This is a genomic window from Arthrobacter agilis, assembly GCF_006494655.1.
Taxonomy (GTDB): domain Bacteria; phylum Actinomycetota; class Actinomycetes; order Actinomycetales; family Micrococcaceae; genus Arthrobacter_D; species Arthrobacter_D agilis.
The window spans coordinates 271,851-283,675 of the sequence record NZ_VHIM01000002.1 but is presented as its reverse complement, the minus strand read 5'-3'; the positions used below and the strand labels follow the sequence as shown (position 1 = coordinate 283,675).

At 64.0% G+C, this 11,825-nt stretch carries 12 protein-coding genes; 4 read left to right on the top strand and 8 right to left on the bottom strand.

The genetic code is table 11. The features are described from left to right. Positions 1 to 313 precede the first annotated feature (313 nt). A complete protein-coding gene (locus FJV46_RS04130) occupies positions 314 to 628 on the top strand; it encodes a hypothetical protein (protein WP_087029646.1) in 315 nt (104 codons plus the stop codon). A gap of 188 nt (positions 629 to 816) precedes the next feature. Here the strand turns inward: FJV46_RS04130 and FJV46_RS04125 are convergent, their stop codons facing one another. From FJV46_RS04125 to FJV46_RS04105, 5 genes are read right to left on the bottom strand one after another with little or no spacing between them, the layout of a single operon-like run. Beyond that, the gene (locus tag FJV46_RS04125) at positions 817 to 1,473 is read right to left on the bottom strand and encodes a nucleoside/nucleotide kinase family protein (RefSeq protein WP_087029649.1); all 657 of its coding nucleotides are present in this window, start codon (positions 1,471 to 1,473) and stop codon (positions 817 to 819) included. After that, positions 1,470 to 2,345, bottom strand: coding sequence for a sugar phosphate isomerase/epimerase family protein (locus FJV46_RS04120; RefSeq protein ID WP_087029653.1), 876 nt, complete (start codon positions 2,343 to 2,345; stop codon positions 1,470 to 1,472). The genes FJV46_RS04125 and FJV46_RS04120 overlap by 4 nt, the downstream gene beginning before the upstream one ends. Before the next feature lie 20 nt (positions 2,346 to 2,365). Beyond that, the gene (locus FJV46_RS04115) at positions 2,366 to 3,124 is read right to left on the bottom strand and encodes an ATP-binding cassette domain-containing protein (RefSeq protein ID WP_087029656.1); all 759 of its coding nucleotides are present in this window, start codon (positions 3,122 to 3,124) and stop codon (positions 2,366 to 2,368) included. After that, entirely contained in the window at positions 3,121 to 4,158 is a 1,038-nt protein-coding gene (locus FJV46_RS04110) for an ABC transporter permease (RefSeq protein WP_087029659.1), read from the bottom strand. The genes FJV46_RS04115 and FJV46_RS04110 overlap by 4 nt, the downstream gene beginning before the upstream one ends. Positions 4,159 to 4,190: 32 nt before the next feature. Next, on the bottom strand, positions 4,191 to 5,258 hold the full coding sequence (locus tag FJV46_RS04105; protein WP_204840862.1) for a substrate-binding domain-containing protein: 1,068 nt from the start codon (positions 5,256 to 5,258) through the stop codon (positions 4,191 to 4,193). A gap of 47 nt (positions 5,259 to 5,305) precedes the next feature. On the opposite strand from FJV46_RS04105, the gene FJV46_RS04100 reads away from it, so the two are divergent. After that, positions 5,306 to 6,565 carry an ROK family transcriptional regulator gene (locus tag FJV46_RS04100; protein ID WP_087029664.1) on the top strand — a complete coding sequence of 420 codons (1,260 nt, stop codon included), beginning with the start codon at positions 5,306 to 5,308 and terminating at the stop codon, positions 6,563 to 6,565. Positions 6,566 to 6,672: 107 nt separating this feature from the next. Here the strand turns inward: FJV46_RS04100 and FJV46_RS04095 are convergent, their stop codons facing one another. The 3 genes from FJV46_RS04095 to FJV46_RS04085 all read right to left on the bottom strand — a co-directional run bounded on the left by FJV46_RS04095 (position 6,673) and on the right by FJV46_RS04085 (position 9,853). Continuing rightward, positions 6,673 to 7,848, bottom strand: a complete 1,176-nt coding sequence (locus FJV46_RS04095; RefSeq protein ID WP_420836683.1) for a beta-ketoacyl-[acyl-carrier-protein] synthase family protein — start codon at positions 7,846 to 7,848, stop codon at positions 6,673 to 6,675. Between the two features lie 387 nt (positions 7,849 to 8,235). Further along, entirely contained in the window at positions 8,236 to 8,748 is a 513-nt protein-coding gene (locus tag FJV46_RS15180) for a hypothetical protein (RefSeq protein ID WP_158250133.1), read from the bottom strand. A 316-nt stretch (positions 8,749 to 9,064) separates the two neighbouring features. Further along, the gene (locus FJV46_RS04085) at positions 9,065 to 9,853 is read right to left on the bottom strand and encodes an aldo/keto reductase (protein WP_338078830.1); all 789 of its coding nucleotides are present in this window, start codon (positions 9,851 to 9,853) and stop codon (positions 9,065 to 9,067) included. A 472-nt stretch (positions 9,854 to 10,325) separates the two neighbouring features. Between FJV46_RS04085 and FJV46_RS04080 the strand changes: the two genes are divergently transcribed. Both FJV46_RS04080 and FJV46_RS04075 read left to right on the top strand, forming a co-directional pair. Then, a complete protein-coding gene (locus FJV46_RS04080) occupies positions 10,326 to 10,994 on the top strand; it encodes a sensor histidine kinase (protein WP_087029672.1) in 669 nt (222 codons plus the stop codon). Continuing rightward, the gene (locus FJV46_RS04075; RefSeq protein ID WP_087029674.1) at positions 10,994 to 11,683 is read left to right on the top strand and encodes a response regulator transcription factor; all 690 of its coding nucleotides are present in this window, start codon (positions 10,994 to 10,996) and stop codon (positions 11,681 to 11,683) included. The genes FJV46_RS04080 and FJV46_RS04075 overlap by 1 nt, the downstream gene beginning before the upstream one ends. The last annotated feature ends 142 nt before the right edge of the window (positions 11,684 to 11,825 follow it).

Here is an 11,825-nt window from a genome sequence, read left to right as displayed (position 1 = left end):
ATCGACAGAGGCAGTTTCGTGTTGTTACCGAGCTGCAACCAAAGACCTCCCGTCACTCCCCTGCCGAGCGCTCCCTCCGGCAGGGCGGCCGCCCCGCCCACCCCGCGGACCGCCGAGCCGGGCTGCCAGACGCGCGGGGGCGGTCCACCGGCTCTGGCACGCTGCCGCGGGTTTGTCGCGCACGACGACGTCGGCCCGTTCCCGCTTGTCCGTCCGACGCCGCGATGCTTTGCTTGGTCGACCGGGCGCCGGAGCGCCGACGGCGTCGTGGACGGTGGTCCGGGGCGGAGTGCACGGATCACTGAGGAGCACGATGGCCTGGCTGTTCGTCGACAAGCACGCGGCAGTGTGGGACGACGACGCGAACGTGCAGGCAGCGATCGGCGCCCTCAAAGTCCGGCTGGACCAGCACGCGGAGGTTCACCTCTCGATCCAGAGCAAGGGGCTCAAGGGGCCGGTCTTCGTGATCACCAGGGACACCGTGCTGAGTTCGCCCGAACTCAACAACCGGTTCAACGCGGATCTCTTCGCCGAGCTCACCACGCCGACGGCACGGACCAGTCCGACGGTCCACTGGTTCTCGGACGGACGCGGCTTCCTCTCGGAGACGAACAGCCGCATGTGGTGACAACGAGCGCCCGAACCCCGCCTATCGCTGAGGTTCGGGCGGCCTGGCGCGAGCGGAGCGTGACCTCCCTGTCGCAGGTGTGACAGGCGACAGCTCCGTGTCGATGGCTTGGATGCCCTTCTCAGGACGCCTCGAGCGGTCGTCGGGGAAGCCACGCGTTCAGTGTCACGGATTGAGAATCCATGAGGTCAGCCGGCGGCAACTTCTTCGAGCGTGATGACGAGGTCCGCTCGGTCCCTGGTGGTGCCGATGAGTCGTCCGTTTGGCTCGTCGACTTCGGCTACCCACTTGGCGGCAGCAAGAGGACTTTTCCCGAAGCGGATGTGGCGGGCGATCAGGCGTTCCACCCGGAGCTCGTCATCCTGCTCGCAGTACCAGATCTCCGTGCACTGCTTCCGCACCTCACGCCAGCCCGGCTCGTCCAGCAGGAGGTAGTTGCCCTCGGTGAGGATTGTGCTCGCCGACGGGTAAACCGGGATGGCCCCTGCGATGGGTTGCTCGATGGTGCGTTCGAACCCGGGGGCGTGGACGACGGCGTTGCGTGGTTCTCGTAGACGTCGCAGGAGCGACGCATAACCGTGGGCGTCGAAGGTGTCGGGTGCGCCTTTCCGGTCGAGCCTGCCCAGTCGGGAGAGTTCGACGTCGGCAAGGTGATACCCGTCCATCGGCACGTGCGCGTAGTGCTGCTGAGCGGATATCTCCTGCTCAGCCATCAGGCGCTTCATGAGCTGCTCGACAAGGGTCGTCTTCCCAGCCCCGGGTGCCCCTACCACCCCGATGATCACCGGGCCGGTGTGCTCCTTCTGGAGGTGCTCGATCCGCTGGAGGAGGTCCTCCGATGTCACCGGTTCACCTGGTTCGCATGCAGCTGATTCTCCATGAAGGTCCGTGCATGGACGGCGAGGTCCTCGCTGTCGGTCCACAGGTTCCGCCACACGGCGAGGTCGTTGGACAGACCCCGGGCGACGACGGCGGAGGAGAAGCTCTCGAAGGTGATCGGGCCCGTGTAGTTGATGCCTTCGAGGGCGTGGAAGAACGAGGTGAAATCGAGGTGCCCTGACCCGAGGTAGCCGCGGTGGTTCTCTCCGATGTGGACGTAGCCGAGCCGCTCCCCGACCTCGTAGACCGGGGTGACGAGATCATTCTCCTCGATGTTCATGTGATAGGTGTCGAGGTGGATCAGGACGTTGTCGGCGCCTATGTCGTCGGCCAGACGTAGTGCGTCGTGTGCGGTGTTGATGACGTTGGTCTCGTACCGGTTGCAGATTTCCAGTCCGAGTGTCATCGAGCGCGACTGGGCTTCGGCGGCGAGTTCCTTGAGGACCTTCACCACGTTGTCCCTGCCAGCGGCTGTCATGGGTGCCCCGTATTTGCCGAGGGCACTGAAAAGGGCGCCGGTGAAGTGGGTGCCGCCGAGTTCGTGAGTGATTTGCAGGGAGTCCTGCAGCAGTTTCGCTCCACGCTCCACGGTCGCGATGTCGTCGCTGGAGACGTCCGCGTCGAAGGCGAGTCCGCGCGAGCAGACGACGCCGAGGTTGTTGTCGGTGAGGAGCTTCCTGGCGTGGTCGACGTCGAGGTTGAGGGAATCGTGCAGGGAGAATTCGACCAGATCGTAGCCGGCTGCTGCGGTACGGGTGATGACGGTTTCGACGGACTCGCGGGAGGTGTCCCCCGCCCAGACGAGGGCGTGGACTCCGAGGGGATTCGTGGTGGCCATGTTCTGTGGTTTCCTTTGCTCTACTGCTCGCGGGAGCCGGTGATGAGGGCGACGATCTCGTCGCCGGTGGTGTCGGTGGTGCGTCGGCCGGCGACGCAGCGCCCGGCGCGCATGACCCAGACCTGGTCGCTGAGACGCATGACCTGGCTGAAGTTGTGGCTGATGAGGAGCACCGAGTGTCCGTCGTCGCGCAGTTTGAGGATCAGTTGCTCGACTTTCGCGGTCTCCTGGACCCCCAGGGCGGCTGTGGGTTCGTCCATGATGACGAGCTTGGAGCTGAAGCCTGCGGCGCGGCAGATGGACACGGCCTGGCGCTGACCACCGGACAGGCGCCGGACCTTGGACTTCACGGCCGGGACGTTGACGGCAAGGGTGGAGACCATGCGGTCGGCTTCCTCGCGCATGGCTTTGCGATCGAGGAAGCGGATCGGTCCGATGCCGCGGGTGAGCTCACGGTTGAGGAAAAGGTTTTGCCAGACCGTGAGGTCATCGACCAATGCCAGGTTTTGGTGCACCGTCTCGATGCCCTTTTCCCGGGCATCTTCCGGGCTCCGGAAGTGCGTCTTCTCGCCATCGAATTCGATGGTGCCCGACTGGGCGCGGTGGATCCCCGAGATGCAGCGGACGAGGGTGGACTTACCTGCGCCGTTATCTCCTACGATCGCGGTGATCTCGCCCGGCGCGAGGGTCAGGCTGACGTTCTGGAGTGCTTTGACATTGCCGAAGGACAGGCACACATCGCGGACGTCGACGATGGGCCTGGTGCTGGTGGTGGTCATTTTTGGAACCTCGAGAGTAGGGCGGCGAGGATGACGACGATGCCGACGGCCAGGGGCTGGTAGAACTGCGACACGTTCATCAGGGTGAGCCCGTTGGTGAGCACGGTGAGGAGCAGTGCACCCACGATGGGGCCGAAGATGTTTCCTTTTCCGCCGGTGAGGCTCACTCCTCCAAGCACGACCGCGGCGACCGAGTTCAGCAGGAACGTGGTGTTCGCTGCCGGTTCCGAGGCGCCCACGCGTGCGATGAGCATGATGGCCGCGATTCCCGCAAGCACCCCGGAGATGGTGTAGACCGCGATCTTGATGCGTGCCGTGCTGATACCGGTCGCCTGCGCTGCCTCCTTCGACCCGCCTGTCGCGAACAGGTGCGTTCCGAACCTCGTCCTGAACAGCAGAACGTGGGCCAGGACGGCGATCACCGCGGCGACGACGAACGGAAAGCCGAAGATCAGCAGGCCATGCGTGGAGAAATTGACGAGACCGACGCTGAAGACCGAGATTGGCTTGCCGTCGGACAGCACCAGGGCAAGCCCGGACGCCACGGAGAGGGATCCCAGGGTCACGATGAAGTCGGTGATCTTTCCCTTGGCCACCAGGATCCCGTTGATCAGCCCGATCAGTGCGCTGGCTACGACCGCTGAGAGCATGCTGACGAGCAGTCCTGCTCCCTGGGAGAAGGCGATACCGAAGGCGATCACCCCGAGGGTCATGGTTGACGCAACGGAAAGATCGATGCCGTCACTGAGGATCACGAAGGCCTGACCGACCGTCAGGACCATCAGGATGGACGCTGCGACGAGAATTGATTGGACGTTCCCGAGGGTCAGGAAGACCGGGTTCAGAGCGGTGAAGACGAGGACGAGCAACACGAGGCCGATGATGGCAGCGTGGTCGGCCCAGAACCCGATACGCCGCAGGCTGGTGTGCCAGCGGTCGCCCTGCGGCGCGTCCGGGCTGGTGGTCCGTTGTGTAGTGGTTGCCGGCGGTGTCTTCGCTACCGGGGGCGGGGATGTATGCGGAACGGAGGACATGGCGCCTGGCTTCCTTGGTCGGGCCTGAACGGCTACTGGGCGAACGGGTTTTCGTATTCTTCGAAGGGCGCAGGCGCGGCGGCGAGGGCGTCGGAGACGTTGTCCTTGGTCACCAGGGCAACCGGGGCCTCGACGTTCTCGGGGAGTTCGTCACCTGCAGCAGCTGCCGCACAGGCCTGCGCGCCCATCTCGCCGATGGCGTAGGGGTACTGTGCAACGGTCGCCGTCAGTTCACCGGACTCGACGCCGGAGAGGCCTTCGGGAACCCCGTCGACGCTGATGATGGACACCTCTCCGGTCAATCCGGCATCAGCGACGGCACGGGCAACGCCAAGGCCCATGACATCGTTGGCAACGAAGAAACCGGCGATGTCCGGGTTGGCCCGCAACAGGTCGCCGGCCTTCGTCAGGGCCACCTGCCGGTCCCAGTCCGCAGAGACGGTTTCCAGCACCTCGCCCTTGTCGCCGAGACCTTCAGTGAACCCCGTCACGCGGTCCCCGCTGGTGACATCACCGGCGATACCGCCGATCACCGCCACCTTCGCTCCATCCTCGATGAGGCTCGCCATATGTTCGCCGGCGAGGTTGCCTGCCGAGACATTGTCGGTGCCGATGTAGGTGTCGGGGGTGGCATTCGCGGACGCGGCGGCGTCGGGATCGACAGGGCTGTCGATGTTCACGACGGTCTTGCCGCTGGACTTCAGCTGCGCCACTCCCTGCAGCAGGTTGTTCCCACTGATCGGATTGATGATGAAGCAACTGAAATCCTGCCCCGCCAGCGATGCCAGCCGGTCCGCCTGTCCACTCGTATCGGTGATGTCCTGCGCTGCCTGCACGGTGATGGAATCGTCCGCCGCCTTGATGCCCTCCTCCATCGACTGGAAGAACGGGTTGTCCAGGCCCTTGATCACGGCGGCCGTCTTTGCCTCCGCACCCTCGGATGAAGCAGGGGTCGTAGCGGTGGTACTGCAGCCGGCGAGGGAAAGAGCCCCTGCAGTAGTGGCGGCGAGAACGATCAAGGTATTCCGTAGCTGTGGCATCATTGCCCCTTCTGACTTTGAAAACCATATGTACGTCGAAGTAACGTTGGGTGTTAGCATAACTACAGGTTGTGACGCACGCAACTACGAGGTCGAATCGGGTTAACATGGCAAGCAGAGTCCGCAACGAAGGGGCGACAGTGGTCGACAATCCGTACGCACCACCGGCCGCAAGCGGTGCAGCTGGTGGCACCGTCGAGATCCTGCAGCTCCTTCGCTCGGGACTTGTGCTCACGAAATCAGAAGTCGCTGCACGCACAGGGCTTTCCCGGTCCACGATCAACCAGCGCATCGACACCCTCCTTGAGACGCACCTCGTGGTCCCGTCAGGAGCAGAATCCACAAAAGGGCGCCCCGCGGAGTCCTTCGCCTTCAACCGCACGGGCGGGCATCTGTTGGTCGCCGACATCGGTGCCACCGGCATGCGCGTCGGCCTCTGTGATCTGGCGGGAACCATCCTGGCCGAAGTGGAGCTGACCATCTCCGTCACAGAGGGGCCCGACGTCGTCCTCGGTCTGGTGGCGGACGAGTTCGCCACGCTGTTGGACGGCGCCGATGCCTTCCCCGATTCCGTGGTGGGCATTGGAGTCAGCGTGCCCGGCCCAGTGGACACCGCCTCCGGACAGGTCGTGCATCCGCCGATCATGACCGGTTGGGACCAGTACGACATTCCTGGCTGGTTCACCCGCAGCTATGACTGCCCTGTCGTCGTGGAGAAGGACGCCAACGCCATGGCGTTCGGTGAACAGCAGGTCTCCCACCCGCACATCCAGCACCTGCTGATGGTGAAGGTGGGTACGGGAGTCGGCTCTGGTCTCATCTCCGACGGGCGGCTGCACCACGGCGCCGACGGCGCCGCAGGGGACATCGGCCACAACTATGTCCCCAAACCCGCCTCTGTGCAGGACGAGCCCGAGTGCCGGTGCGGCAACATCGGCTGCTTGGAAGCCTACGCGGGCGGCTGGGCAATTCTGCGTGATCTGCAGGCCCTCGGCATCGACGCCGATTCCGTGGACGACGCCGTCCGACTGCTGCGCAGCGGCAACCGGGATGCGGTTCGGCTGGCACGCAACGCCAGTCAACTCCTGGGCGAAGCGATCGCCGTCACGGTGAACCTCTTCAACCCCCAAGTGGTCGTCATCGGGGGGCAGCTCGCCGCGGCTGACGACTACCTCTTCGCCGGGATCAGGAGCGCCGTATACCGCCGCTCACTTCCTCTTGCCACCCGCAGGATCCAAATCGTCGGCGCCACCCAAGGCAAGCAGGCCGGCGTCATCGGACTCGCACTACTCGTTGCACAATCCGTCTTCTCCGACCTTCCCCTACCCACGCTGAGCTCAGCGAGCCCTCAGAAAATGAATGTGTAGCACGCCCATCGATCTCCTGCCGGATATCGGACTGCTGATGAGCGACGCCGCGTGATGACAAAGGTAAGACATCGATGTCGACGTGCGGTCACCGCGTGGGGGCATCGTCAGACCGCGGTGATGACCAGGGCAGTGCTGTGGCCGCCGAATCCGAAAGCGTTGGCGATGGCAGCTTTCGATCCGGCGCAGCCGGTCGTCGTGCCGACGATATTGAGGTGGATGTCCGGGTCCGGGTTCTCATGGTTGAGGGTCCCGGGAAGCCGTTCTGTCCGGAGGGCCTGAAGGGCCACGATGGCACCCAGCGCCCCGGCACCCCCTAGCAGGTGCCCTGTCATGGACTTGGTAGAGGTCACGGACACATCGTTGCCGACCACGGCGCTGATCGCACCGGCCTCGAGGAGATCGCCGACAGGGGTGGAGGTGGCGTGTGCGTGGACGAAGTCGATGTCCGACCCTGCGAGCCCTGCGGCCGCAAGAGCTTTCTGCATCACTCGCTGCTGAATGGCCTGATCGGCGGCCACGATGTCCCCTGCATCGGAGGTCACGGCGGTCCCGGCGATGCGCCCGAGTATGTCGGCTCCCCTCGCCCGGGCAAAGTCCTCCCGCTCGAGGACGATGATCCCGGCTCCCTCGCCCATCACGAACCCGTTCCGGTCACGGTCGAACGGTCGTGAAGCCGCGGCCGGGTCCCCCTGACTCGTGGACAGGGCCCGGAGCTGAGCGAAACCGCTGATCGCCAGGTCATTGACGCAGGCATCCACTCCCCCGGCCACGATGACATCCACTATTCCAGCGGCAATCATCTCGACACCCTGGGCAATCGCCTCGGCCCCGGAGGCGCAGGCACTCACAGGGGTGCGGGCCCCTCCCTGCGCGCCGATGTCCATCGACACCCACGCCGACGGCCCATTCACCATGATCTGGGTAAGCGTGTGCGGAGAGACCCGACGAGGACCCACATCATCCAGGACCCGAACCTGGGACAACACCGTGCCCAAACCCCCGTAGCCGGACCCGATCACGACACCGAGCCGGTCAGGTTCAACAGCCGGCATGCCGGCCTGCGCCCACGCCTCCCGCGAGGCGATCAGTGCCAGGTGCCCACAGCGATCCATCCGCCGGTACTCCCGGGTGGACAGCGACGCTGCCGGCTCGGTGGTGACGAGCCCGGCAATCCGGACCGGCAAGTCCTGCGCCCACGGTTCGTCTATCCCCCGAATACCGGACCTACCCGCAATGAGGCTGTCCCACGTCTGCGTGACCGTCCCTCCGACGGGCGTCATGGCACCCATCCCGGTCACCGCTACCCCAGGCACGTTTGTCATCACGGAAAACCCGTCCTTCTACCCATCGAGCCACTGCTCGAGCCGAAACGTTCAGACTGCCCTTAGCGCTGTTTCCAACGGGCTGGGCTCATTCCAGTACCTCACAAAGCCATCCCCTACTCCACCTGGGAACCATGACTTCGGGTGCAGCGTCGCCGAGTCCGATCGTCCACGCAACTGCTCCATACGATCAGGGGCGCTCGGACGATTCCCTAGGGCGGGACCTTCACGACGTCGTCAGGAACGCACAGCACGCAGGCTTCGAGGCCATGCGGCCGGCTACGGCGACTACTTCCTTCACCGCGTCGGGCACGGGAGCGGGCTGACCACCCTCTCCCGGCAGCGTCACTGGCGGGGGCGCCTGAATGGATCGGGCCACCACCAGCGATGCCGCGATTGGCGCTCCTCCCTGCGTCGGGCCGCGTCGAAGTAGTCCTCGCGCGCCGGACCATAGACAGACTGAGGCAAGGCCAACGGTGCACGGCTCAACTCGCATCCTGCCAGCAGATCACTCATCGCGATCGGGATCGACCGCATCCCCTGACTGCCTTTCACCGACCGCCTGAGCTGTCCGCCTTGCTCCGTAATCCGCATCCCCCAGGAAGAGTCGACCTCGGCAAGACCGGAACCGACCAAGATCGATATTGCAGTCTCTACTTGTTCCCGTGAGGGAACGTCGACCTGCAGCATGTCCCACCCCGACAGAATCGACCTGATCGACGAAGGGTGCTTCGAATGACGCAGCACGGTCATGAGCGTTGCAGCGTCATCAATGTCTCTTCGGTCCACGCCGTTCAGGTTAACGCATTCCCAGACTTCGTCGCTCTGGACGTGCCGGGCACCTTCCGATGCAGCCATTACACACCTCAGGGAAATGAAAGGCTTCAGAATGTCACAGCATTCCGAGCCTTTTTCACGACCTGAACCGGACCGGTCGTACGTGTTGAACCTGTATTCAACTATGTTCCGTAGCCGAACTACCTTGGAGGGCGAGATCCTCTTCCCTCCTGTCAGGAAGCCATGGTCCTGTGCAATCGCAGTACGAACCTCGACACTGGCTCGGGGGTGAACTAGAGCTAGCAGAGCTAGTGCCCACCGGATCATCGAGCGCAGGAACGGCATGACCTCCACCATCCAGCGGTCGCGTTGGCGGTGATCCCGAAGGCAACGGGTATCACAGCATTTCGAAGGGTTCTGGGTGTGTCGGCGGGGGGAAAGCGCGATCGAGGCGCTCGAGATCGGTGTCGCTGAGGTGAACGTCGCGGGCGGCGGCGTTCTCGAGCACATGCTCGGCGGTCGAAGCCTTCGGGATGGCGAGCACACTACTGGTGCGCATCGTCCACGCCAGAGCGACCTGCGCGCGCGTCGCGCCGAGCTCACGTGCGATCTGCGTCAGATCCGGGTTGCCGAGTAGTCGTCCCTGCTCCACGGGTGAATAGGCCATCACGGGCATTTTCTTCGAAGCGGACCATGGCATCAGGTCGAACTCCGGACCGCGACGGGTCAGGTTGTACAGCACCTGATCGGTCTGGCACCCCTCCGGCAGACTCTGGAGCTCGTCGGTGTCGAGGTTACTCACACCCCACGCACGGATCGAGCCCTCGTCGATGAGGGACTCGAACGCCGCGACGGTCTCCTCGAAGGGGAATCTCCCCCGCCAATGCAGGAGGTACAGGTCCAGGCAGTCGGTGCCCAGACGGTCCAGGCTTGCGTGACAGGCCTCGATCGTCCCTGATGCGGAGGCGTTCGAGGGCAGGACCTTGCTCACCAGGAAAACCTCATCCCGCCTACCGCTGATGGCTTCTCCGACCAGGTCCTCACTGCGCCCACTACCGTACATTTCGGCGGTATCGATCACGGTCAGACCCAGATCGATACCTGTGCGCAGCGCCTCGATCTCAGCGTTCCGGCTGGCAGGAGACTCACCCAGGTTCCACGTTCCCTGCCCCAGAGCAGGAACCACAGTGCCGTCCGGAAAAGTAATCACACGCCAACGCTACAACCAGGGCCATCAGCCAGCGAGGCGTGATGGAAGCCGAACCATGGGTCACGTCAAAGGACCACCGATCGGTGCAGTAACCCGTGCGCCACAATTAGTAGGTTCCATGACCTCTACACTGCTTAGGTGAACTGGCTTTACTACTGCTCGGCCGCAGGAGCGGTGCTCGGTCTGTTCCTGGTGAGCAGGATGCCACTACCGCCCATCGTCCGGGTTCTTGCAGCTGCCTTCTTTGCCTTTCTCGCTGGGCTGTTCCTCCTCAGCGGTATCGTCCCGTCAGGGGACACCCTTGCGGCCTTCACTTTTGACACGCTGGCAATCGGATCCATGATCGCGCTGTTTCTTATTGTGGGGTCTTGGCTCGCGGATCGTGCCGAAATCAGCCGTCTTCGCAGCATTGCGCAGCGGAACGCAGATCAGATCTCCGTAGTGAGTCATGAGATCCGTACCCCCCCTCGCACTGATTCGTGGCGCGGCGGATCTCCTCGCCGAGCGGTCGCCCGGACCGTTGACCGACAATCAGGCCCGATTTGTTTCCACGATCAGCGGTAATTGCCACACGGTGATTGCCCTGGCTGAGGATTTGCTGACTCAAGCGCGAATCGACGCTGGCATGTTCGAACTTCATCTCCATCGCGTTAACCTGCGCACGCTAGCCTCCACGGCAATCAGCGAGCTTCAACAGTTGCACACTATTCAGTTCGCCCTCGACTGCCCCGGTGCTCCACCGAGAGTTTGGGCAGACGACGCCCTGATCCGGCAAGCCATGACCAACCTCATCAACAACGCGGTGGCCCATGCGGCTAACGCCAGCCTCATCACGGTGCGAATCGTCAACGCCGACGACCAGGTTCTCATTTCCGTGAGCGACGATGGCGACGGCATGCCGGAGGCCCAGCGCAAAGAGTTATTCACCCGGTTCTCGAGTGGCAGGCCGCTGCAAGACGGCACAGGACTTGGGTTGGTGATCACGCGCCAGATCGTCCAGATGCATGGGGGTGACGTGTTCGTCGACAGCACCCCTGGGCGGGGGACCACCATGCTGTTCAGTCTGCCGGAACGAGCTCCGGGTATGGCACTCCCACGAGTGGCGGCGGCCAGCTGATGGACCATCCGCACCTCGCCCTGGTGGTCGACGATGAACCGCAAATGCTGGACATCGTTACGTTCGCCCTCGAAACCCAGGGCTTTTCGAGCGTCTCCGCGAAGGACGCCGAGTTCGCATGGAGCGTTTTCCGGACCCGCCAGTTCGATCTGGTGGTGCTGGATGTGATGCTCCCGCAGTCCTCAGGTCTTTCGCTGTGCCGCCGCATTCGTGAGGTGAGCTCCGTGCCCGTGCTCCTACTCACGGCCAAAAGCGGCGTGCAGGACCGGATTGCCGGCCTCGAGGCTGGGGCGGACGATTACGTCACCAAGCCGTTCCATCCGCGCGAGCTCGCCCTCCGTGCCGAGGCGATCGTACGCCGCACCACGGTCACATCCGCGCATGCGGAACTGGTGCACGGACCGCTGCGCATCGGGCAGGACGGCGCGACCGTTCACGGACGGTACCTGCATCTGTCCGCCCTGGAGCTAAGGCTCTTGCGTCGACTCGCCAGCGCGCAGGGCCAGCCCGTCTCCTTTCGCGACCTGCTCCTGTCCGGTTGGCAGATCGACGAAGGGCCAGGTGGCCGCGAGATGTTGAAAACGGCGCTGTATCGCGTCCGCAAAACGCTGCAGGGTGAGGGGATACCGAGGGCCATTCGGGCCGTCAGGGGAGTCGGCTACGAGCTTCCCCGCCCCGGGCGCGACTGAGGGTTCGCCTGCACAACGACCGCTCAGCGGCTGTGGCAGGTTCAGGGCATGAATGTCACAGGGCTGTGACCGACCGTGACCGTCGTCCGCGTTACGGCCTGTCACCGGTCGATACGGTGAAGTGCATCCTCCACCCGGCATC